The sequence below is a fragment of the Prevotella sp. P5-64 genome (assembly GCF_002251285.1).
GTDB lineage: Bacteria > Bacteroidota > Bacteroidia > Bacteroidales > Bacteroidaceae > Prevotella.
The window spans coordinates 92,099-116,253 of record NZ_NPJK01000030.1; the positions used below are offsets into that span (position 1 = coordinate 92,099).

Consider the following 24,155-nt stretch of genomic DNA (forward strand, 5'->3'; position numbering starts at 1 on the left):
CAACAATACAATGAAACTGAAACCAATTATTCCGATAGTCCTCATGATATCGGCGCCCATCATGGGCATGGGACAGAACAAGTCGGGACTGGTAATGTCAAACCTTGACAAAACCGTCAAGCCTGCCGATGACTTTTATCAGTTTGCCACTGGTGGATGGCAGAAGAACAATCCTCTCCCTGCCGCCTACAGCCGCTACGGCAGTTTCGACCAGCTGCAGGAGAACAACAGCAAGCGCATCAACACTATCCTCTCCGACCTGGAAAAGAAGAAATATGCCACCGGCACCATCGAGCAGAAGCTGTCTGACTTCTACAAGCTGGCTCTCAACGTAGAGCGACGCAATACCGAGGGCACAGCCCCCGTTGCCGCTCTGCTCAACGAGATAGAGAGCGCCTCTACCGTGGCCCAGCTGCGCGAGCTCCAGCTCAAGTATGCCGCCCAGGGCTATGGCGTACAGTATGCCTCATACTTCGGCGCCGACTCCAAGAATGTGAGCATGAACATCATGCACATCTCTCAGAGCGGACTCACTCTGGAGCAGAAAGACTACTATCTCAACAACGACGCTGCCACGGTGGCCATACGCGAGGCTTTCCGCAAGCACATCGCCCGCATGTTCGGGCTCTACGGTTTTGACGAAGCCCGGGCCCAGAAGAAGAGCGACGCCGTGTTCCGTCAAGAGACCATCCTCGCCCTTATCTCCAAGAGCGAGACCGAGCTGCGCGACCCCGAGGCCAACTACAACAAGATGACCATGAAGGCGTTTGCCGAGCACTATCCCAACATCCCGCTCGAGCAGATGTGCGTAGCAGAGGGCGTAAACAAGGACTACATCCAGACACTCATCGTGGGCCAGCCCGAGTTTATGAAGGGCCTGGACAAGATTGTGGCTCTGCAGACCGCCGACGAAATCAAGGCGCTCATGGAGTGGGACATCATCATGAGCTCGGCATCCTACCTCAGCGACGAGATAAGAGAAGCCAACTTCGACTTCTTCGGCAAGACCATGAGCGGCCGCAAGGAAGACTACCCATTATGGAAACGCGCCACCGCACAAGTCGAGGCACAGATGGGCGAGGCTCTGGGCAAAATCTACACCCAGCGCTACTTCCCCGAGTCGTCCAAGAAGATGATGGAGAAACTGGTGGCCAACCTGCAGATAGCTTTGGGTCAGCGCATCGACGCCCAGAAGTGGATGGGAAGCGAAACCAAAGCAAACGCACACCGCAAACTGGACAAGTTCTACGTAAAGATAGGCTATCCCAACAAGTGGACAGACTTCAGCGCATTGACCATAGACCCATCAAAGAGCTACTATGACAACGTGATGGCTTGTCGCGCCTTTGCCCACGACAAGCATATCGCCGAGAAGGCCGGCAAACCCGTTGACCGCGATGAGTGGTTTATGAACCCACAGACCGTCAACGCCTATTACAACCCAACCACCAATGAGATATGCTTCCCTGCGGGCATCCTGCAGTACCCATTCTTCGACCCCAAGGCCGACGAAGCATTCAACTATGGTGCCATCGGCGTAGTGATAGGTCATGAGATGACCCACGGATTTGACGACAAGGGCCGTCTGTACGATGCCGACGGTATGCTCAAGGACTGGTGGACCGCCAAGGATGCCGAGGGCTTCAAGGAGCGTGCCGATATGTATGCCAACTTCTTCAACAACATCAAGGTGCTGCCCGACCTCAACGCCAATGGTGAGTTCACGCTGGGCGAAAACCTCGCCGACCACGGTGGTCTGCAACTGGCTTTCACTGCCTACAAGAACGCCACTGCCGAGAAGCCACTCAAGCAGAAGGACGGCTTCACCGCCGACCAACGCTTCTTCATCGCCTACGCTGGAGTTTGGGGCCAGAACATCACCGAGAAGGAAATACGCAACCGCGTAAAGCGCGACCCGCACTCACTGGGTAAATGGCGCGTCAACGGCGCTCTGCCCCATGTAGATGCGTGGTACGAGGCTTTCGGAGTGAAGGAGGACGACAAGCTCTTTATCCCCAAGGCCAACCGTCTGGACCTCTGGTAACACATCGTAAGACAAGATAAAAGTGGGGGCTGTCAGAAAATACTTTGACAGCCCTACTTGTTTTTCATCGGTTTTTGCTATTTTTGCAACTGCAATACGCCCCACATTATTGACAAGTAGTAATTCCACAACAGTTATGCCCATATATTTACCCGAAGGTATTCCCGCCATCCAGACCCTGAGATACGAACACGTGGACGGCATCGAAGGATATGGACGCGACTGCGCCCGCCGAGAGGACCTTCTACACATCGTGGTCCTCAACCTCATGCCCAAGAAGGAGGAAACAGAGTGCGACCTGGCGCGTGTGCTGGCCTACTCTTCACACAAGATAGAGTTGAGTTTCATGAAGCTGCGCTCGCATACCTCAAAGAACACAACGGCAGAACATCTGGAACGCTTCTATCGGTATGCCGACGAACTGGCAGATGAGCACTTCGACGGCATGATAGTCACCGGCGCACCGGTAGAGACCATCGCCTATGAAGAGGTAGACTATTGGCGCGAGCTCACGGCCATCATGGACTGGGCCCACAGCCACGTGCGCAGCACGCTCTATCTGTGCTGGGGAGCCATGGCTGCACTTTACCATTTCTACAGCATCCCCAAGTATCTCCTGCCAGCCAAGAGATTCGGCGTGTTTACGGTAACGCCAGCCGACCTGCACCATCCCATATTCAGCGGTTTCGACGACACTTTCAGCATGCCCAACAGCCGCCATACCGAGATAAGGCGCCCGGACATCGAGCATACCGAGGGCGTGGACATCCTCGCCGAGTCGGCCGAAGCCGGTCTGTGCATCTGCGCCTCGCGCCAGCATAGAGACTTCTATGTATTGGGCCACTTCGAATATCCCGTGTGGACACTTGGCGACGAGTACCGCCGCGACCTGGGCAAGCGCGATGATGTCAATCTGCCACAGCACTACTACCCCAACGACGACCCCAACGCCCAGCCCCACTGCAACTGGCGCGCAGCGGCTACGCTCTTTTACAACAACTGGATCAATCATTACGTCTGTCGTCAAGAGGCAGATGAAAACATAAACGTATGAGAAAACTCGAACTGTTGGCTCCCGCCAAGAACCTGGAATGTGGCATCGCAGCCATCGACTGCGGAGCCGATGCCGTGTATATCGGTGCCGCACGCTTCGGCGCCCGCGCTGCAGCCGGCAACTCTGTCGACGACATCGGCCAGCTGTGCCAGTATGCGCATCGCTTTGACGCCAAGGTCTATGTCACGCTCAACACCATCATCTACGACAGCGAGATGGACGACACGCTGGCGCTCGCAGAGCAACTGCGCGAGGCAGGAGTGGACGCCCTGCTGCTGCAAGACATGGGTCTGGTGGGACGGGTGGCTCTGCCTATACACGCCTCAACCCAATGCGACACGCGAACGGCAGAGAAGGCTCTGTGGCTGGAGTCGCTGGGCTTCACCAGAGTAGTGCTGGCTCGCGAGTTGTCGCTCGACGAGATAGCCGAGATACACAAGGCTTCGCCCGAACTGGAGCTCGAGGTCTTTGTCCATGGTGCCCTGTGCGTGAGCTACTCTGGCGTCTGCTACGCCTCGCAATACTGCTTCGGCCGAAGCGCCAACCGCGGCGAGTGTGCCCAGTTCTGCCGACTCAAGTTTGACCTCGTCGACGCCACTGGCAGGGAGATAGAGCACCAGCGCCATCTGCTGTCGCTCAAAGACATGTGCCAGATAGATGCCATCGAACAGCTGGCCGACGCCGGTGCCTGTTCGTTCAAGATAGAGGGCCGACTCAAGGACGCCGACTATGTGAAGAATGTTGTATCGGCATACTCGCAGCAGATAGACAGACTGGTAAGCAAGCGTCCCAACGACTATTGCCGCGCCTCGAAGGGTCAGGTGACCTATCACTTCGAGCCCAATCTGCGCAAGACTTTCAATAGAGGTTATACCCACTACTTCCTCAACGGCCGCCAGGCAGATATCTCCAGTTTTGACACCCCCAAGGCCATGGGCGAGTATGTGGGCAAGGTCAAGGAGATACGCGGCAACTCGTTCAACGTGGCGGGCTTGGCTGAGTTTGCCAATGGCGACGGGCTCTGCTTCTTCAACAGCAATCACGAGCTTGAGGGCTTCCGCGTCAACCGCGCCGAGGGCAACCGTCTCTTCCCCCAGCGCATGCCGCAGTCGCTCCGCCCTGGAGCAGCGCTATACCGCAACAACGATGTGGCTTTCTCCAAACTGCTCGCATCAACTGTGGCTGAGCGCAAGTTGCCTCTGCACATGACCCTGTCGACATCGGACGACGGCTTTGCACTCGAAGCGCTTCATGCAAGGGCCACTGTGACCTTTGAACATCAACCGGCGCGGACCAACCAGCATGACAACATCGTAAGACAGCTATCTAAGTTGGGCAACACGCCCTATACGCTGGCCGACGTGAGCATAGCCGAGGGCGCGGAGATGCTCTTCATCCCGTCCAGTCTGCTGGCAGAGTTGCGAAGAATGGTTGTGACACAACTCGAAGAGGCTCCTGTGAAGCAGACCTCAAACCAGGACAATCAGCAGATGGTGGCCGACGATGCCATGATGCCCAACGGATGGCAACGCGAATACATCCAGCACACCTATTTATATAATATAGCCAACCGCGAAGCCCGCGCCTTCTACCAACAGCATCACCGTCATGAGCTGGCTCCTGCCTACGAGCTCTCGCCGACCTCACATCCACTCATCATGCAGTGCCGTCACTGTCTGCGCTATGCGCTGGGCTACTGTGTGCGTCGCGGCGGTCGTCAGCCCGAATGGAAAGAGCCTCTGAGCCTGCGCCTTGCCGACGGAAGAAGTTTCGAGCTCAAGTTTGTCTGTGACGAATGTCAGATGAATATCTATGCTAAAGAATAGGATAATGATGATGAAAACGAGTAAATACACAGCGCTGCTATTGCTGATGATAACGATGCTGGCGTCGTGCTACCACCGCCCGCACCGTTACGCGAACGTAACCAGGGAAATCACTGGCGTACAGACAGATACCATGTCGTTCTACACACTGCACCATTATACGGTCAACTATAATTTCATCGTGCGCTCAGACTCGCTTACGCTTGTTGCGCAGCAACCGGAAGAGGTACTGAGCAACATGCCCACCGACTCGTTTACAGTCCGGCACGGCGAACATCTGGTTGTGGCAGACTATCGCACACTGCCACAGGACCCGGCAGACTCTGTATGGATACAGGTGGCAACTGCCTCGCGCCATTTCGGATGGGTACATGAAGGAAAGCTGCTCCGCTCTGTCGTGCCCGATGATCCCATATCCGAGTTCATATCCACTTTCTCTGACACCCACCTCCTTATTTTCCTTATCGTGATATGCGTCATCTCTGCCGCTTATCTCATCAGGAAGCTGAAGCGTATGGATGTACCCATCGTCCACTTCCGCGACATCCATTCCTTCTATCCCACTCTGCTCACGCTACTGGTGGCGTCGGCAGCGACGCTCTATGCCAGCATCCAGACATTTGCCCCAGACGTATGGCGGCACTTCTACTTCAACCCGACACTCAACCCGCTGTCGGTGCCACCCATACTGGCGCTATTTCTGCTTCTGGTTTGGGCGATGCTGATTGTAGGTGTCGCAGTGCTGGACGACGTGCGCGGTCAGTTGGCAACGGGCGAAGCCATACTCTATCTGAGTGGACTGGCTGCAGTTTGCGCCATCGACTACATAGTCTTCAGCATCACCTCTTTATATTTTATAGGTTATATTCTGCTCGTCTTGTATTTCATATACGCCATCAGGCAATACCGCACCCATAGCCGCATGACCTATGTCTGTGGGAAATGTGGCGCACTGCTACGCAAAAAAGGCGAATGTCCTCACTGCGGCGCCTTCAACGTATGACGCCATCGCGGCACAATTCCTCATAAATGAGGATTGGGATTGCAGAGGATTATGAGTACCTTTGCAGCCGTTCAAAACAACAATACAAGAGGATGAACTATAACAAGACAATTGTAACTACATGTATTTCGCTGATGCTGGCCGTTGCTGCATCAGCAAGCGAATCGCGCTACGTCACACCGGTAGCCAACGACACATCAAAAGTAGTGAATATCGACGAGGTAGTAGTGGTGTCACAACCTAAAGAGGCATTCTATCTGCGTCAGCAGCCATTGAGCAGTTCGATGTTCGATGCACACGACCTGCAACGTATGTCCATGAACGACTTACGTGACCTCTCTGCCTTTGTCCCCTCGTTTACGATGCCCTCCTACGGTTCGCGCTATACCAGCTCTATCTATATTCGCGGTATCGGATCACGCATCAACAGTCCGGCTGTGGGCGTCTATGCCGACGGTCTGCCGCTGATGAGTAAGAGTACGTACAACTATCACAACTATGAGTTGGCTCGCGCCGATGTCTTGCGTGGTCCACAAGGAACGCTCTACGGCATCAACACTGAGGGCGGACTGATATGTACCTATAGCCTCAGTCCAATGAACTATCAAGGCACAAGAATCAAACTGGGCGTCGGCTCCCACTTCACTCGTCATGCTGAGGTGGCTCACTATGCGAAGCCCAACGAACACATAGCCTGGTCGCTTGCCGGTTTCTATAATGGTCAGAAAGGTTTCTTTACCAACAACACAACTGGTGAAAGAGCTGATAAAGGCAATGAAGCCGGCGGCAAACTGCGCCTAATCTATCAGCAAGGTAACGGCTTCAGCGTCGACTATATCCTCGACTATCAATACGTCCGCCAGAACGCGTTCCCCTACGGACTCTGGAACGGCGAAACCCAACCCACTGTCGCCAACCGTCAGTCCAACTATCGCCGTAACATGCTCAACACCGGCGTAGTCATCTCCAAGCGTTGGGAAAACACCACCTTCAGTTCTACCACCAGCTTCCAATATCTCAAGGACTACATGCTGATGGATATCGACTATATGGCTGCCGACTTCATGCAAATGGAAGAACGCCAACACCAAAACTCGATTACGCACGAGATGGTTGTCAAGGGGCAGATGGGCTTGAAGGAGGCGGAGACCAACCGTGCATGGCGGTGGACGACAGGTACGTTTACCTCATACCAATGGAACAAGACCGAAGCGCCAGTTGCGTTCTTTGGAGATATGGATAACATGCTGGGAACCACCATCCAAACCGCCATGTATAAAGCTATAGTACAGACAATGGCGGCACGCTTCGAGGCAACTGGCATGGCTCCCGACAGAGCCAAGCAGATGGCTGAGCAGATGATAGAACAGCGCGGCGGAATAACAGTTACCACCGATTTGGGCGTCATCCCAGGCACGTTCCGACTCCCTACATTCAACCAAGGGGTATTCCACGAATCAAACATCGACCTCACGCGCCGTCTGACACTGACTTTGGGACTCCGCTATGATTACTCCAAGGTAAGACTCGACTATGACACGCGGGCGGAGATGAACTGCAACGTCATGATGATGGGCAGCGCAGCTTCGAGCCACCTCTTATCCAAACTCAGCAACAGTTACCACAATGATTTCCACCAACTTCTGCCCAAATTAGGATTGAGCTACAAGTTTGGCGATAACGGTTCCAACCTCTATGGTGCCATCAGCAAAGGTTATCGTGCCGGTGGCTACAATTATCAGATGTTTTCAGACATTCTACAGACCGAACTCAGCAACAACTCCAGCCAGCGTGGCGACTACGAGATACCCCATACCGAAGAGGACTACAAGGATATCGAGAAAACCATAGCCTACGCCCCCGAAACGACATGGAACTACGAACTGGGAGCCCACATCAATCTGCCTGGGAATAAGATACAGATGGATATGGCCGTCTATCTCACCAACGTGAACAACCTGCAGTTGTCGGTGATGGCCGGAAACTACGGTTTCGGCCGAATGATGGTCAACGCAGGCCGTAGCCGCAGTCTGGGTGGAGAACTTTCTCTGCGAGGAAGTCATCTTGACAATCACCTCACATGGACAGCCAGTTACGCCTTTACCCAATCGACATTCAGAGACTATCGCGACGCCGCAACTACAGGCAACACCACCACCCAGATAGACTACCGCCATCACCGTGTGCCTTTCATCCCTCGCCACACATTGGGTTCGACGATAGACTACCGCATCGACACGCGCAACCCACGTATACATGCCCTGGTTATCGGTGCCAATATGGCCGCCCAAGGCAGCATCTATTGGAACGAGGCCAACACCCTGAGCCAGCCATTCTACGCTACACTTGGCGCCCATTGCGATGCATTGTGCGGCAATGTCGTTGTAAGTCTGTGGGGGCGCAACATCACCAATTCCCGCCCCAACACCTTCGTCGTGGAAAGCAGTGCAACCGGCAAACCACTTGTCTTCGCCCAACAAGCCAACCCGTTCCACATGGGCATTGATGTCAAGTTGAATTTCTAACCCGCGATGAGAGATATAGACAAGCAGATATTCGGCCTTGCCATTCCGGCAGTGGTGACCAACATCACAGTACCTCTGCTGGGCATGGCCGACCTCGCCATCGTGGGACACATGGGCAACGCTGTCTATATCGGAGCCGTTGCAGTAGGTTCGATGATGTTCAACGTCATCTACTGGATATTCGGATTTCTACGCATGGGTACCAGCGGGCTCACTGCGCAGGCATTGGGCGCAAACGACCACCGGCAGGTACGCCATCTGCTACGCCAGTCCATCACCGCCGCACTCATCATAGCCACGCTAATGATAGTCTACCAGCGGGCAATCTTCCATGCCACAACCCTCATCATGCAGCCCGACGACACGGTGAGCGCGACCGTCGACACCTACTTTTCTATATGCGTATGGGGAGCCCCAGCCGTGATGGGACTCTACAGCCTTACCGGATGGTTCATCGGCATGCAGAACACGCGCATCCCCATGTATGTCTCCATCGCGCAAAACATCACCAACCTACTCGTTTCCATCATCTTGGTCTTCGGATTCGGACTCCGTATCGAGGGAGTGGCCTTGGGCACGATGATAGCCCAATGGACAGGCTTCGGCATGGCGCTGATGTGGCTCAAGAGGAGCCTCGCCAAGGTGGAAGTCTGCGACAGCGACAAGCTAGGCATGAAGTGGCACCACGGGATGCTCCGCTTCTTTGCAGTGAACCGCGACATATTCCTGCGCACGCTCTTTCTGGTGATGGTCAACCTGTTTTTCACCTCCTTCGGTTCCCGCCAAGGCACCCTGATGCTCTCTGCCAACACCTTGCTGCTCACCCTGTTTACCCTGACCTCCTTCTTCCTCGACGGGCTGGCCTATGCCGCCGAAGCCTTGGGCGGCAAATACTGCGGAGCCGCCGACCGCAAGGCTTTCAGTACTTTGACACGCCGTCTGTTTCTCTGGGGCATCATTGTCGCCATTGTGTTCACCCTCGTCTTCGCCTTCGGCGGAAAGCCATTGCTCCACCTGCTTACCTCCGAGCACGATGTCATCAGCACAGCCCTACCCTATCTGCCCTGGGCTGTGGCCATACCCATCGCCGGTGTAACCGCTTTTCTGCTCGACGGACTGTTCATCGGGCTCACCGCCACGCGTCCCATGCTGTGGTCCACTGCACTGGCGGCGATAGTGTTCTTCGCACTCTATTTTACCCTCGCCCCCACACTCCACAACCACGCTCTATGGCTGGCGCTGATAGCCTATCTGGCCATGCGCGGTATAGTAGAAATGCTGATGTTGCGCTTTTCTCCATCTGTTTTCAAGTCATTTATGCAGTGAGATAGAAAATTATAGGTTTTTGCTTGGTTGCGCGCGATAAAACCATTAATTTTGCAAAGTATTACTATAGCATAAACAGACATGAAGAAAACATTATTCTTAATCCTCTCGATTGCGTTTGCCTTCACCGCAGGCGCACAGGAGAAAATGGCCGTGTGCAAACACAGTTCACAGAATAAGAATCTTGCCAATTACCACCTATACGACCGCAGCAAGATTGACCGTGTTGATCTCGGCACCTACGGCAAGGTACGTATATTCACCGGAGACGACGAGCACATCTATGATAAAGCCAACATTGACAGCATTGTCTTTACACGTCCCGCCAACTATGAGGACATCGGCTACCCTGCTTTCCAGAAATTCTTTATCAATGAGGACTTCTCCAACTCTTTGGGCGTATTCGAGGTTTCCACGCCCAAAGGTATATCATGGGACTACAGCACACAGTACAAGTGCGCATTAGCCACAGGATTCAAGGACAACAAGACCACACCCTCGGAGACATTTCTCTATTCATCCGAGTTTGATTTCACCAACACTACTGAGGCTTCCCTGGAGTTCAGCTACAAGATGAACTACGCCGGTTCGACCGTCAAGGTGCTCATCACCGACTGCTTTACCGGCGACGCCGCCACGACAGAGTGGACCACGCTCAAGGATGACATCGAAAACCCGATGACATTCAACAAGACCATCACTGTAAACTGCGACATTCCCTCGCGCTTCCTCGGCGAGAGCAATGTTACCATCGCCTTCTACCACTCATGCGGCAACAGTTCGTCGACATGGGAGCTGATGAAGGTGAAGCTCCAGGAGATTACCTCTACCGGCGGTGGAAGCACTGGCGGAGGCGGGGGAGGTGAAGAAAAGCCAGGCACCGAAGACCCCAACAACAAGAACTGCAACAATGTGTCCAAGTCTGCCAACAAGGAGGTATGGCGATTGGAGTTCCCCAAAATCAAGGGCGACGACATGAACCTCGTGATTACCCACAGCACCGCGGCCTACGGCATCACCTACTCTCTGGAATGGGATTGCGCCAAGCGAGCCAACCGCTGGACCTGCTACCAGATGCACAAGGATAATAGCAAGAAGAACGTGAAGCGAAGTGAAGATTTCCGCGAAGACCCCAACATACCTTCCAGATACCAATCTACCCTCGGCGACTACAAGGGAAGCGGTTACAGCCGCGGCCACCTCTGTCCGTCGTCAGACAGACTATGTTCGCGCGAGCAGAACAGCCAGACGTTCTATCTCTCCAACATGCAGCCACAGATACAGGGACACAACGGTGGCGTATGGAACACATTGGAGGTGCGCCTGCGTGACAAGTGGAACACAGACAATATGCGCGACACGCTCTATGTAGTCAAGGCAGCCACCATAGACGATCAGAACATCATGACGCATACCTCCAGCGGACTGATTGTGCCCAAATACTTCTATATAGCCATCCTGAGTGTCAAGAATGGCGTCTACCGCGCACTGGGCATCTGGTCCCCCCACGCTACAGGAAGCAAGACCGAATATATCTCCATCGACGAACTCGAGAAGCGCACTGGCATCGACTTCTTCTGCAACCTGCCCGACGACATCGAGGCCAAGGTGGAGGCCGAATGGGACCCTGCATATTGGGGCAGGCCTTAAAGACAAACAATTGAATATGAACAATTTTTCAAATATCATCGCTAAGGCTCTCCACATCGGAGAGCCTTACGTGCTTAATACCCTCGCGCTCATTGACGAGGGCGCCACGATTCCATTCATAAGCCGCTATCGCAAGGAGAAGACGGGCGGAATGAACGAGGTGCAGATTGGACAAATCGACGAACTGTATAGCCGACTGAAGGAACTCGCCAAGCGCAAGGAGACCATCGGGCGCACCATCACCGAGGCTGGCGCAATGACGCCTGAACTGCAGCGGCGCATAGACGACTGCTGGGACGCCACCCTACTGGAAGACATATATCTGCCCTATCGACCCAAGCGGCGCACTAGGGCACAGATAGCCCGCGAGAAGGGACTGGAACCGCTGGCCAACATCATCATGCTGCAGCGCGAGCGCAACATAGAGGGCATCGCCGCCCGCTGGAAGTCCAAGGGAATCAGCGTAGAGGAAGCACTGGCTGGAGCCAAGGACATCATAGCCGAAATCATAAGCGAGGACGAGGGCACGCGCAATACGGTGCGTGGAGAGTTCAGACGCTTTGCCACCATTACATCCAAAGTCAACAAGACGCAGAAAGACCAAGATGAGGCTGCCAAGTTCAGCGACTACTTCGACTTCAGCGAGCCGCTCAGTCGGTGTTCGTCCCACAGGCTTCTCGCCATACGAAGGGGCGAAGACAAGGGCGTGCTGCGTGTGAGCATCGACATAGACCGCGCCCAGTGTGCCGACAGACTCAAGCGTCACTACGTCAGAGGCCAAGGAGAATGTCAGCGACTGATGGGTGAGGCTGTGGACGACGCCCTCAAGCGACTTCTGGCGCCGTCGATAGAGACCGAATATGCCCACAGCAGCAAGGACAAGGCCGACGAAGAGGCCATAGCCGTGTTTGCCGAAGGGCTGCGCCAGCTGTTGCTCGCTGCGCCATTGGGGCAGAAGCGCGTGCTGGCCATAGACCCGGGGTTTGCCAATGGATGCAAGACCGTATGTCTCGACGAGCTGGGCACGCTGTTGCACCACGAGATAATCTATCCGCACCCGCCACAGCGCAAGAGTGCGCTGGCTGCCGCGGCATTGCAACACATGGCAGACAAATACAAGATTGAAGCCATCGCCATTGGCAACGGCACGGCAAGCAGGGAGACTACCGAATGGCTGCGTTCAATCGGCAGTCTCAGCGACATCCCCTACTACGTGGTGAGCGAAGATGGGGCGTCAATATATTCAGCTTCAAAGATAGCGCGCGAGGAGTTCCCCGACGAGGATGTCACAGTGCGAGGCGCCGTGTCGATAGGCAGAAGGCTCATGGACCCATTGTCCGAGCTGGTCAAGATAGACCCGAAGAGTATCGGCGTGGGTCAGTACCAGCACGATGTAGACCAGACCAAACTCAAGCATGCTCTCGACAACACAGTGATGAGTTGCGTCAACCACGTTGGCGTCAATGTCAATACAGCAAGTGCCTATCTGCTCAGCTATGTGAGTGGCTTGGGCATGTCGCTCGCTCAGAATATCGTAGCATATCGCAGCGAGCATGGAGCATTCACAAGCCGCAGCCAATTGAAGAAGGTACCGCGCCTGGGACTGGTTGCCTATCAGCAATGTGCCGGTTTCCTACGCATCAACGGCGCCAAGAATCCGCTCGACAACAGTGCGGTGCATCCCGAGAGCTATCACATCGTGGAGCAGATGGCAAAGGACCTCAAATGCAGCATTGCCGAACTGATTAAGAACAAGGAGATACAGAAGCAGATAAAGCCAGAGCACTATGTGAGCGACACGGTGGGACTGCCCACGCTGAACGACATTCTGGCAGAGCTCGAGAAGCCCGGAAGAGACCCACGTATGGCGTTGGAGACCTTTGAGTTTGATGCTTCGATTAAGTCGATAGACGACTTGCAGGAAGGGATAATACTGCCGGGAATAGTGACCAACGTCACCCAGTTTGGCGCCTTCGTCGACATTGGCATCCATCAGGATGGGCTCGTCCACATCTCCCAACTGGCCAACAAGTTTGTCTCCGACCCGAGCACAGTGGTAAAGTTGCAGCAGCACGTCACGGTCAAGGTGATAGGCATAGACCACCAGCGCCACCGCATCTCGCTGTCTATGCGCGATGTCTAAGTGTCCGCAGGTCCGTTCCGCCTCACGGCCCGGCACTCCTGTCACTCCCCTTCAGCCCGCCGACATAGCCATCAGCGACCACAGCGCACCCATCCATACAGACACGCAAACAGAGGAAGAAGGCACCGATCTCGAAGGTAAAGTCAACAATACGGGTCAGTTGCCATAGCACAACCAAGGGCTGGATTCGGCACAAACGAATCCAGCCCTTAACGTATCTCATCCCGTCCATCCCCCCTCACATTGCCCTAACGCACCACCCCACCACCGCCCCAGCAAAACCTAATGGCCGACCGAAATAAGCAAGAGGCGTAATCGGGAAAAGGGAAAACGCCAAAACCTCCCGAGACCAACCTAAAAATAAAACCAAACCACGAAATAATAAAACCAAATTATGAAATAACAAAATCAAACCATGAAACCGAGAATTCACACCTTGATTTCACAAATTCAAACCATGAAACCAACATTTTCACAATGGCCAAACTCTTTGACAAGCCAAACTGCATTGCGTCTTTCTATCGCATCAAGATGGCATTGGTCCCGCCAGTTATGGGGATAAAGAAAAAGCGCAAGACCATTACAGTCTTGCGCTTTATAGCTTATGAGTAGAAGAGCGAGGCTCTTTTACCTATTCTCAATTTACTTTACCTTGTCAACGATAGCCTTGAAAGCCTCAGGGTTGTTGACTGCGAGGTCAGCGAGGACCTTGCGGTTAATCTCGATACCTGCCTTGTGGAGAGCTCCCATCAACTGGCTGTAGCTCATATCCTGCAAGCGTGCAGCTGCATTGATACGCTGAATCCAGAGAGCACGGAAAGTGCGCTTCTTGTTACGGCGATCGCGGTATGCGTAGGTAAGTCCCTTCTCCCAAGTGTTCTTAGCAACGGTCCATACGTTCTTTCTGGCGCCGAAGTAACCCTTGGTGAGCTTCAGAATTCTTGTTCTCTTTGCTTTAGATGCAACGTGATTTACTGATCTTGGCATAATTTCTTTCTTTTAAAGTTCGACTAAAAAGTTAACGGTTAACGGAGACAGAGCAGATCGCGTACCTGCTTCAGGTTGGAGTTGTCAACCAGAGTCTGGTGAACAAGATTTCTCTTCTGTTTCTTTGTCTTCTTAGTCAGAATGTGACTGTGGTAAGCGTGATGTCTCTTAATCTTACCAGTACCGGTGAATGTGAATCTCTTCTTTGCGCCGGAATTTGTCTTAACTTTTGGCATTTTTGTTAATTGTTTAATTGTTATTATTTATAATATAGGTGGTAACGTATATACCAAGACGTTACGCACACTATGTTCTTGTCTTAATCGCGCTGTAGCTTTTGCAGAGCCTCGGCACCATTCTTGGCGTTGCCGAAAAGGCCACCGTCCTTGGGTGCTTCCTCTACTTCTTCCACTCCACTGGCACTGCCCTTGGCTTCCTCTGCCTCGCGGTCGCGCTTCTGCTGGCTCTTCTTTGCCACGCCGGCCTTCTTGGGTGCCAGATAGAGGAACATCTTCTTTCCCTCAAGTGCGGGCATCGATTCTACCTTGCCATACTCTTCCAGGTCGTTGGCAAAACGGAGGAGAAGAACTTCTCCCTGCTCCTTGAAGAGGATTGAGCGTCCACGGAAGAATACATAAGCGCGCACCTTGTTGCCTTCGAGCAGGAACTCCTGGGCATGCTTGAGCTTGAACTGATAGTCGTGCTCATCGGTCTGGGGTCCGAAGCGTATTTCCTTAACCTCGACCTTCACCTGCTTCTGCTTCATTTCCTTCTGACGCTTCTTCTGCTGATAGAGGAACTTAGAGTAGTCGATGAGACGACAAACAGGAGGCTGGGCATTGGGTGATATTTCGACGAGATCGACGCCTTGCTGACGAGCCAAATCCATCGCTTTACGAGTAGGCATCACCTCGGAACCATCCTCACTTACCACACGAACTTCCCGGACATGAATCTGTTCGTTCACGCGGTACTGATTCTTCATTTTGTCATTTTTCATTCAACTATCTTATAATTAGCGGCTGCAAAGGTACAAAATAATCGTTAAATATCAAATTAAATTTTCATCTTTTTTATCCAAAGGTGCTATAATTGACCCCAAAAGGCGCACGGAGGTAATGCCTTTTCGTCCCAGACGCATCAATTCTTCAAAAAAAGCAGCACCGCGGATAGACACCGCAATGCTGCTCTATGCTAAAATTGACTTCTAAGTCTTAGTCTTGAGGCTCGATTTCGGTAGCCTTCAACTGGACTGCCACCTCGTCATTGATGCGCTTGGCAAAGTCTTCCATAGACATGGTAGCCTGCTCGCCACCACCCTGCTTACGCATACTTACAAGACCTTCCTCCATCTCTTTCTCGCCAACGATGACCATATAAGGAGTACGCTTCAACTCGGTGTCGCGAATCTTACGGCCAATCTTCTCGTTGCGGTCGTCGATGACGGCGCGCACACCCTGGCTGGCAAAATACTTGCTCACCTTGCGTGCATAGTCATTGTACTTCTCTGAGATGGGCAGGATAGCCACCTGGTCAGGAGTAAGCCAGAGTGGGAAGTGACCTGCTGTATGCTCAATGAGCACAGCGGTAAAGCGCTCGAGCGAACCGAAAGGAGCGCGGTGAACCATCACGGGCACCTTCTTGGTGTTGTCCTCGGCTGTGTATTCGAGCTTGAAGCGGGCGGGCAGGTTATAGTCGACCTGGATAGTGCCCAGCTGCCAACGGCGGCCGATGGCATCCTTGACCATGAAGTCGAGCTTAGGACCATAGAACGCAGCCTCGCCATACTCAATCTTGGCATCAAGGCCCTTCTCGGCGCAAGCCTCCTTGATAGCGGTTTCACTCTCTTCCCAAACTTCGTCAGAGCCAATGTACTTCTCCTTGTCGTTAGGGTCACGGAGACTAATCTGGGCCTCGAAGTTATCAAACTGGAAAATTTCGAACACGGCCTGGATGATATCCATCACGCGCAGGAACTCGCCTTTGACCTGGTCGGGACGGCAGAAGATATGGGCATCGTCCTGAGTAAACGAGCGTACACGGGTAAGTCCATGCAACTCACCGCTCTTCTCATAACGATAAACGGTACCGAACTCAGCTATACGCAGTGGCAAGTCCTTGTAAGAGCGTGGTTTGCTGGCAAAAACCTCACAGTGATGAGGACAGTTCATAGGCTTGAGCATGTACTCTTCATCCTCCTCGGGAGTGTGGATAGGCTGGAAGCTGTCCTTACCATAATGAGCGTAGTGTCCAGAGGTCACATAAAGATTCTTGGAACCAATGTGGGGAGTGATAACCTCCTGATAGCCGAAGCGTTTCTGTATCTTGCGGAGCATATCCTGCAAGCGCAGACGCAGGTCGGTACCCTTGGGGAGCCACATGGGAAGTCCCTTGCCCACACGGTCGGAGAAGAAGAAGAGCTCCATCTCCTTACCAATCTTGCGGTGGTCGCGCTTCTTGGCCTCTTCAAGCATAACGAGATACTCATCAAGCATCTTCTTCTTGGGGAATGATATGCCATAGATACGTGTCATCTGCTCGCGCTTGGCGTCACCACGCCAGAAAGCACCAGCCACACTGGTAATCTTGACTGCCTTGATTTCACCTGTAGAGAGAAGGTGCGGACCACGGCAAAGGTCGGTAAAGTTGCCCTGGGTATAAGTGGTGATGGTACCATCCTCGAGGTCCTGCTCAATGTGCTCGCACTTGTAGTTCTGACCATCGGCCTTGAACTCCTTGAGCGCTTCGGCCTTAGACACTTCACGGCGCACAACGGCCTCGTTCTTCTTGGCCAGCTCGCGCATCTTTTCCTCAATCTTGGGGAAGTCGTTCTCTGAAATCACCTGACCCTCAGCGGGCATAACGTCATAGAAGAAGCCATTCTCTACGGCAGGGCCGAAGCCGAACTGGATGCCGGGATAGAGCTCTTGTAGCGCCTCGGCGAGCAAGTGGGCAGAGGTGTGCCAGAAGGTGTGCTTACCCTCTTCGTCCTCAAACTTGTAAAGCGCGATGGTAGAATCGGCAGTGATGGGACGGTTTAACTCTACAATTTCACCATTGATACCGCAAGATACAACGTTGCGAGCGAGAGCCGGTGAAATGCTCTCGGCGATTTGTAACCCTGTAACTCCGCTCTCGTATTCACGCACGGAGCCATCAGGAAATGTGATTTTAACCATAATACAAATTAGTTTTATTTTAATCGTTGCAAAAGTACTACTTTGTTACGACATAAGATAAGAAAAGAGAGGTAATTTTTACAAAAAGCATAAAAATCACCTCTCTCAAGTACTTTTTCACCCAATCGACACCATTGGGAAGAGTTTATTTGTCATTGCTAATCTGCTTGATTACGCTATAAGCATCATAGATGCCCAGTTCGCCAGCACGGCTCAGGTCGCGAATACCGTCGGCCTTCTTACCATTCTTGACATAGGCCAAGCCACGATTGTAATAAGCCTCGGCAAGATAAGCATCTATCTGAAGAGCGCGCGTGTAGTCATCGATGGCGTTGGAATATTCACCATTGGAGGCGTGCAGATTACCTCTATTATAATATAGGTAGGCATTCTGAGGCGCGAGGGCGATGGCGCGGTCAAGGTCGGTACGCACTCGCATCACACGAGCGGGGGCGTCGGAGGTCTGGACACCATGGGTGCGGTCAAACTCATTGACAAGATGCTGGCAAACGGCTCGCTGCCAGTAGGCCATCGTCGAGAGAGAATCGGTATGGACAAGGACGGTCAGGTCGTTGATGGCGGCATCAAAATCCTGTACGACGCCATACACCACAGCACGCATCATCAGTTGACGCTTGACATCTGTAACGTGGGGAGCCTTCTCTATGAATGACGAAAGTGAGTCTGCAAGTTGGAAGAATGCCTGCGACTGACCTTCGGTGAGCTGAGGAGGATTGCAGGTCACGTAGAGTTTATAGTCAATCTTGCTCTTGGTCTGAAGGGCATTGAACTTCTCTACATCGCGGTCGAACGCCTGATAAGAGGTGACGCCATTATTATACTTGAAGAACGAGAGGGTGTACATAGGCATGAACTCCACCTCTACCGAGCGGTTCTGCACCTTTCCTCTGAACGCACTCTTGTACTCCTGGTTGGCCAGGTTCTCGTCGGCCACCACCATACGATTGTACTTCTCAGGGTCTATCTCACTACGCTTACGCATCTCGCGTCTCTTGTTCTTGCTCCAGCGTGGCTGAATGCCCAGATGCTTGTCCATCTGAGCCTTCAGGATACGGAATTCATCCATTTCGGCCTTGGCGGTCATGCCCAGACGGCGGTAAGCCTTTGCACGATAAGACAGGCCAGTCCAGAAGTTGGGGAACTGACTGATTACGGTGCTGTAGTCACGGATGGCAGACTTCAGGTCTCCCGTGCGGTCATGCAGAAGGGCACGATTGAAGATGGCAAGATAATTCTCGGGCTCCATATGGATGACATAATCGAAGTCGGCAATAGCCCGGTTGTCGTCACCCAACTGCATACGCAGCTGTCCACGGTTATAATGTGCCAGGAAGTTATTGGGATCAAAGTCTATAGCACGGTCATAATCTTCCATAGCACCTCTCAGGTTGTTGTAATTGTATCGCGCCAAGGCACGGTTGACATAGTTGGACACAACCTTGGGCTTGAGGTGGATGGCCTTGCTCAAGAACTTGTCAGCGTCCTTCCACTCCTTGCGGGCAAGGGATATAAACGCTCGCGTGGTCCATGCGTTGCCGTCATAGGGGTCTATCTCCAGACTCTTGTCCAGCCACTTGGCGGCCGTCACAGTGTCCTTCTCTTGCAGACATATCTCCGCATTGAGCGAATAAGCATTGGCGAAGCCCGACCACTTGCTGATGATGGTGTCAAGGTCATTATGGGCCTTGGCATACTCCTTGAGATTCATCTGGCAGAGGGCTCGGTTGAACCAATAGTTACGCTGGTCGGGATTGAGGCGGATAGCATGGGTGTAATCGTCAATGGCTTCCTTGTATTTATCCTGACGCACGTAGGCAATGGCACGCAAATCGTACAGTCCGTCAATGTAGGGATTGAGTTTGAGGGCTTGGGTCACGTCATACTCAGCACCGCTATAGTCCTCAAGGTAGAACTTGGCGATGCCACGATACTGCCAGGGGCGATAGAGGTAAGGTTTGAGAACGATAACCTGATTGAAATACTGTATGGAGAGCACATAGTCCTCATAGTGCAGGGCTATCTCTCCACTAAGCATAAGCCTGTTGGTATTATACTGGGCAATGGCCTTGCCCGGAACAAAAAAGACAATGAAGAGCACTATCGCAGATGTAATCCACGCCTTCATGCGCATACTTGCGTTAGAGACTGTTCGCTTCGGGTTATCCTGTGATATTATACTCTTCATTATCCTATAGCTGTTTGTTGTTCCCATTCATTCAGTTGCCCATGCGGAACAGCCATGGACAACCTTTACAAGTTATCGTCTTACCGGTTTCGTGCGGTAACTGCAACGATATTTTCCCTGAGTAAGCTGTTTGAGCTTACTGCGTATCAACTGCTTGCGCAGGGGAGTAAGGCGGTCTACAAACATGGTACCTTCCAGATGGTCAAACTCATGCTGCATCACGCGGGCAAGATATCCCTCGACCCATTCGTCATGCTCAGCCATATTCTCGTCAAGGTAGGTGACATGAATGCGTGTGTGGCGAGCCACAGACTCATGGATACCCGGAATACTGAGGCATCCTTCTTCCATGGTTTCCTTCTTGGAGTCTTCGTCGATTTCCACAATATGCGGATTGATGAACACATGACGGAAGCCGGCATACTCGGGCAAATCTTCTTTGAGCACATCGAGGTCGATGACCACCAGACGGATAGCCATGCCTATCTGAGGAGCCGCGAGACCAATGCCCTCTGCAGCATCGAGGGTCTCATACATATTGGCGATGATTTCCGACAGATTGGGGTAATCGGGGGTGATATCCTCGGCCACCTTTCTCAGTACAGGCTGGCCATATATATAAATAGGTAATATCATAAACTGTATGTTGGTATGTATCAAAACTTCTTAGAACCCATCCAGTCCTGAAGAATGATGGTTGCGCTGATTTCGTCAACCAGTCCCTTGTTTTCTCTACGCGTTTTCTTACCTACACCACTATCTATCAAGGCGCGATGGGCCAAGACGGAAGTGAAACGCTCATCATAATACTCGATGGGCAATTCCGGGTGAGCCTTGCGCCAACGATTGACAAACTGCTCTACCCTCGCAAGATTCTCACTGGGCTCTCCATTGGGTTGGACGGGCTTGCCTATCACGATACGCTCCACCTGCTCGCGAGCAATGTAGTCGTTCAGAAAATCGAAAAGCTGGGATGTAGAAACAGTGGCCAACCCGTTTGCAATTATCTGCAAGGGGTCGGTCACTGCTATTCCTGTGCGCTTCTTACCATAGTCTATAGAAAGAACACGCATTAACCTTTACTTCTTGAAAAGTAACCAAGCGTCAGGATAGTTGCCTGCGCGGAACTGATTGCGGCTCTGTACGGCAGCAGCCTTGTCTGCATGAGTGCTGGCAACCACGCGATACATGCCACGGGCAGAGTTGAGCACAATCTGTGCATCATATCCAGCAGCCTTCAGAGTGCTCTGCAGACCCTCGGCATTGGCCTTGAGAGAGAACGAACCTACAACTACGCTGAAGTTCTGCAAACCGGCGCCGCTTACGAGGGTTACATCCTCTGTGCGAACGTTGGCGTTGTCCACATTGTCGATTACGGTAGACTGGGTGGCAGGTTTCTCCACGATGGGAGCCACTACTGGAGCGGGAGTCTCTGGCTGGGTAGCCACCTGCTCCTGGGCCTTAGCCTTGTCGTATGCTTTCTTGAAAGCACTATCCTTACTTGAACCGCAGCTGGCCAGCACGAGAGCGGCACAAACGCCTGCGCACATTACTATACTTTTCTTCATTGTCTGTTAAGATATTGTTTGATTATTTATGTTCACTTTTGTTTGCGAAATTACAAAATATATCGCAAAGGGAGGGTGCATTCGTGCATAAAGTTTGTTAAATATGAGAATTCCAAGCGTTTTAACAAAAAATTACTAACTTTTTATGGTCAATCTATTTTCTTTTCTTACATTTGCGACAGATATCGGCAGACAATTTGCCGACAAAGAGAATTATTAACTTATAAAGAGTAACGATATGAAAGCATTAGGTTACATTGGAGCATTCCTCGGAGGCGCCCTTGCTGGAGCAGCACTGGGTCTCATCATGGCTCCTGAGAAAGGTGAGGACACACGTAAGAAGATATCTGACGCAGTTGACGACTTCTGCAACAAGCATGACATCAAATTGAGTCGCAAGCAGGTTGCTGACCTTGTTGATGACATCAAGGATGCTGCCGAAGACGCATTGGATTAATGACCTCTGCAGATGTTCTCCAACGACAAAAACATCGAGACCATAGGTCAGCTGGTTGAAGCCATCAAGCAGTACATCGGGCTGCGTGGAGAGTACATCAAGCTCAATCTCGTTGACAAGGTGGTGCGTATCCTTACGATTGCCACCATCAGCGTGATTATAGCCATACTCCTCATGCTCACCCTTATCTACTTCTCCTTCGCCGTGGCCTATGCGCTTGCCCCACTTATGGGTCACGCGCTTGCCTTTGGCACCGTGGCTGCAACCTATTTCATCATACTGTTGCTGTGCGTGGCCAACCGCAAGAGGTGGATAGAGCGCCCGCTGGTCAGATTATTGGCAAGTATATTAATGGAGAAATAAGCTATGGTCAACAACGAGAACACTTACAATTCGCTTGAAGACATTCAGGCCCGTCGCGAGGCTCTTGCCAAGGAGATTGACGCCAGCGAAGACAAGATAGCCGACCTCTGGCAGACGCTCTTTGCCAAGGAGGAAGCGCCGAGATATGAGACACCGTCAAAGCGATTGCAACGGCTCATGAGCACGGGCATCGGAATGTTTGACGCAGCGCTCCTGGGATGGAAACTGTACCGCAAGTTCAGCGGCAAGTCCTTGATACCAAGATTCCGACGACACAAGAAATAACCGAAGACGAGGGGGATATCGACATGACTGTCAATATCCCCCTCGTTTTTATATCCCATCGTTTTCTTCTACACTTATCAGTCAGGCAAGTGGAATTCGTAAGACTTGTCGAATACCTGGCTTACGCGGTTTATCTCCAGGAAGGTGGCGCCGCCACGTCCGCCGATACTACCACCGAGGTAAGCTATCTTGTCATCTTTTTTGATATAGCCTTTCTGCAATAGCATACGCAGCGCAGCCACAAACAGGAAGAGCGAGCTCAAGTGTTTCTTCTGATAAATGGGTATTACGCCATAACTGAGGTTGAGCCAGCGCATGGTCTTTTCGTTGTTGTAGCAGATGGCGAGCACGGGAGTAGGACCGCGGAAGGCGGCAATGTCGCGCGCAGTCTGTCCGCTCTCGCTGGCGGCGATGATACCGGCAACGCCCAACTTGCGGGTCGACTCGATGGCTGTATGGGCCAGGAATTCACGCTGCGAGCAGGTCGAACTCAATGGGATGTCAAAGTCGTCACTGTTCATGCGGTCCTGCTCAGCCTGTTCGGCGATGGCAGCCATGGTCTGTACAGCCTCCAGAGGATACTTGCCCGACGCCGTCTCACCACTGAGCATCAGCGCATCCGTGCGCGAGTAGATGGCATTGGCTATGTCGGTCACCTCGGCGCGCGTGGGGCGCGGGTTGTCAATCATGGTGTGCAGCATCTGTGTAGCCACAATCACGGGTTTCTTCTTCTGCTCACACTTGTGCATGATTGTACGCTGTATACCGGGTATCTGCTCGAGAGGCACTTCGATTCCCAAGTCGCCGCGGGCAATCATGATACCATACGATGCGTCGATGATTTCATCGATATTGTCCACGCCCTCCTGGTTCTCTATCTTGGAGATAATCTTGATGTCGCTGCCACGCTCGTCAAGCATCTTCTGCACCGCCATCACGTCGTCGGCACTACGCACAAACGAGTGGGCGATGAAGTCTATATCCTCGTCGATGGCGAGGTTGATGTTCTTCTTGTCCTTTTCCGTGAGCGCGGGCAGATCGATGTGTACACCAGGCACATTCACACTCTTGTGAGCGCCCAGCACACCGTCGTTCTGCACCTGGGCCACGAGCATCGGCCCCACTTGCTCCATGACGAGCATATCCAACAGTCCGTCGTCGAAGAGGATATGTGCACCCTTGCCCACACACTTGGTGAAATCGGTATACGACACGTTGACGATGTCGTGGGTGGTGTCCATCTCGGGGCGACCGAATATCTTTACCACATCACCCTTCTTGTAGGTTATGGGTTGCTCCACATTGGTGGTACGCACCTCGGGGCCCTTGGTATCAATGAGCAGAGCCAGGTGGGGCGACACTTCACGCGTGTTGCGGATGATGGTACGTATTCCGTCGGGCGTGGCGTGGGCGGTATTCATACGCACCACGTTCATACCGGCAAAAAACAACTTGCGCAGGAAGTCTACCTCACACCTGCGGTCACTTATCGAGCATACTATTTTGGTCTTTTTCATCTTTATTGGTTTTATCGTTTGG

The 24,155-nt window shown here is 52.6% G+C and carries 21 protein-coding genes; 12 read left to right on the forward strand and 9 right to left on the reverse strand.

The window, feature by feature from the left end; all coding sequences use genetic code 11:
• Window positions 1-10: 10 nt before the first annotated feature.
• From CIK87_RS05485 to CIK87_RS14325, 9 genes are all read left to right on the forward strand, one after another.
• Entirely contained in the window at window positions 11-2,044 is a 2,034-nt protein-coding gene (locus tag CIK87_RS05485; protein ID WP_094386153.1) for a M13 family metallopeptidase, read from the forward strand.
• 136 nt (window positions 2,045-2,180) lie between these two features.
• Window positions 2,181-3,098, forward strand: a complete 918-nt coding sequence (locus CIK87_RS05490; protein WP_094386155.1) for a homoserine O-succinyltransferase — start codon at window positions 2,181-2,183, stop codon at window positions 3,096-3,098.
• Window positions 3,095-4,924, forward strand: coding sequence for a U32 family peptidase (locus CIK87_RS05495; protein WP_094386157.1), 1,830 nt, complete (start codon window positions 3,095-3,097; stop codon window positions 4,922-4,924). Before CIK87_RS05490 ends, CIK87_RS05495 begins: the two co-directional genes overlap by 4 nt.
• Window positions 4,925-4,931: 7 nt before the next feature.
• Window positions 4,932-5,927 carry a hypothetical protein gene (locus tag CIK87_RS05500; protein ID WP_022311138.1) on the forward strand — a complete coding sequence of 332 codons (996 nt, stop codon included), beginning with the start codon at window positions 4,932-4,934 and terminating at the stop codon, window positions 5,925-5,927.
• 92 nt (window positions 5,928-6,019) lie between these two features.
• Window positions 6,020-8,452: a TonB-dependent receptor gene (locus CIK87_RS05505; RefSeq protein WP_254046512.1), complete on the forward strand. Its 2,433-nt coding sequence runs from the start codon at window positions 6,020-6,022 to the stop codon at window positions 8,450-8,452.
• A gap of 6 nt (window positions 8,453-8,458) precedes the next feature.
• Entirely contained in the window at window positions 8,459-9,778 is a 1,320-nt protein-coding gene (locus CIK87_RS05510; RefSeq protein ID WP_094386159.1) for an MATE family efflux transporter, read from the forward strand.
• An 81-nt stretch (window positions 9,779-9,859) separates the two neighbouring features.
• The gene (locus tag CIK87_RS14820; RefSeq protein ID WP_371327108.1) at window positions 9,860-11,428 is read left to right on the forward strand and encodes a DNA/RNA non-specific endonuclease; all 1,569 of its coding nucleotides are present in this window, start codon (window positions 9,860-9,862) and stop codon (window positions 11,426-11,428) included.
• A 16-nt stretch (window positions 11,429-11,444) separates the two neighbouring features.
• Window positions 11,445-13,571, forward strand: a complete 2,127-nt coding sequence (locus CIK87_RS05520) for a Tex family protein (RefSeq protein WP_094386161.1) — start codon at window positions 11,445-11,447, stop codon at window positions 13,569-13,571.
• Window positions 13,564-13,740: a hypothetical protein gene (locus CIK87_RS14325; protein ID WP_158216209.1), complete on the forward strand. Its 177-nt coding sequence runs from the start codon at window positions 13,564-13,566 to the stop codon at window positions 13,738-13,740. The genes CIK87_RS05520 and CIK87_RS14325 overlap by 8 nt, the downstream gene beginning before the upstream one ends.
• A 473-nt stretch (window positions 13,741-14,213) precedes the next feature.
• Here CIK87_RS14325 and rplT read toward each other — a convergent pair whose 3' ends face one another.
• From rplT to CIK87_RS05560, 8 genes are all read right to left on the reverse strand, one after another.
• Window positions 14,214-14,558: a 50S ribosomal protein L20 gene (gene rplT, locus CIK87_RS05525; protein ID WP_022311144.1), complete on the reverse strand. Its 345-nt coding sequence runs from the start codon at window positions 14,556-14,558 to the stop codon at window positions 14,214-14,216.
• Window positions 14,559-14,596: 38 nt separating this feature from the next.
• Window positions 14,597-14,794 carry a 50S ribosomal protein L35 gene (gene rpmI / locus CIK87_RS05530; protein WP_022311145.1) on the reverse strand — a complete coding sequence of 66 codons (198 nt, stop codon included), beginning with the start codon at window positions 14,792-14,794 and terminating at the stop codon, window positions 14,597-14,599.
• A gap of 83 nt (window positions 14,795-14,877) precedes the next feature.
• Window positions 14,878-15,558, reverse strand: a complete 681-nt coding sequence (infC, locus tag CIK87_RS05535; protein WP_094386163.1) for a translation initiation factor IF-3 — start codon at window positions 15,556-15,558, stop codon at window positions 14,878-14,880.
• Between the two features lie 214 nt (window positions 15,559-15,772).
• Window positions 15,773-17,737 carry a threonine--tRNA ligase gene (thrS, locus tag CIK87_RS05540; RefSeq protein ID WP_094386165.1) on the reverse strand — a complete coding sequence of 655 codons (1,965 nt, stop codon included), beginning with the start codon at window positions 17,735-17,737 and terminating at the stop codon, window positions 15,773-15,775.
• A 145-nt stretch (window positions 17,738-17,882) separates the two neighbouring features.
• Entirely contained in the window at window positions 17,883-19,883 is a 2,001-nt protein-coding gene (locus CIK87_RS05545; RefSeq protein WP_094386233.1) for a tetratricopeptide repeat protein, read from the reverse strand.
• A gap of 132 nt (window positions 19,884-20,015) precedes the next feature.
• Window positions 20,016-20,579: a peptide deformylase gene (gene def, locus CIK87_RS05550; RefSeq protein ID WP_094386236.1), complete on the reverse strand. Its 564-nt coding sequence runs from the start codon at window positions 20,577-20,579 to the stop codon at window positions 20,016-20,018.
• Window positions 20,580-20,599: 20 nt separating this feature from the next.
• Window positions 20,600-21,016: a Holliday junction resolvase RuvX gene (gene ruvX / locus CIK87_RS05555; protein ID WP_022311150.1), complete on the reverse strand. Its 417-nt coding sequence runs from the start codon at window positions 21,014-21,016 to the stop codon at window positions 20,600-20,602.
• Between the two features lie 6 nt (window positions 21,017-21,022).
• On the reverse strand, window positions 21,023-21,511 hold the full coding sequence (locus tag CIK87_RS05560) for an SPOR domain-containing protein (protein ID WP_022311151.1): 489 nt from the start codon (window positions 21,509-21,511) through the stop codon (window positions 21,023-21,025).
• A 238-nt stretch (window positions 21,512-21,749) separates the two neighbouring features.
• Here CIK87_RS05560 and CIK87_RS05565 point away from each other — a divergent pair, with 238 nt between their 5' ends.
• Genes CIK87_RS05565 through CIK87_RS05575 form a run of 3 tightly spaced genes read left to right on the forward strand, consistent with a single transcriptional unit; the run spans window position 21,750 to window position 22,616 of the window.
• Window positions 21,750-21,968, forward strand: a complete 219-nt coding sequence (locus CIK87_RS05565) for a YtxH domain-containing protein (RefSeq protein WP_022311152.1) — start codon at window positions 21,750-21,752, stop codon at window positions 21,966-21,968.
• 12 nt (window positions 21,969-21,980) lie between these two features.
• Window positions 21,981-22,331 (forward strand): phage holin family protein, encoded by a 351-nt coding sequence (locus tag CIK87_RS05570; protein ID WP_022311153.1) that lies wholly within the window; start codon window positions 21,981-21,983, stop codon window positions 22,329-22,331.
• A gap of 3 nt (window positions 22,332-22,334) precedes the next feature.
• Window positions 22,335-22,616: a hypothetical protein gene (locus tag CIK87_RS05575; protein ID WP_022311154.1), complete on the forward strand. Its 282-nt coding sequence runs from the start codon at window positions 22,335-22,337 to the stop codon at window positions 22,614-22,616.
• Window positions 22,617-22,693: 77 nt separating this feature from the next.
• On the opposite strand, the gene pyk is transcribed toward CIK87_RS05575, so the two are convergent.
• The gene (pyk, locus tag CIK87_RS05580; RefSeq protein WP_022311155.1) at window positions 22,694-24,133 is read right to left on the reverse strand and encodes a pyruvate kinase; all 1,440 of its coding nucleotides are present in this window, start codon (window positions 24,131-24,133) and stop codon (window positions 22,694-22,696) included.
• Window positions 24,134-24,155: the final 22 nt, after the last annotated feature.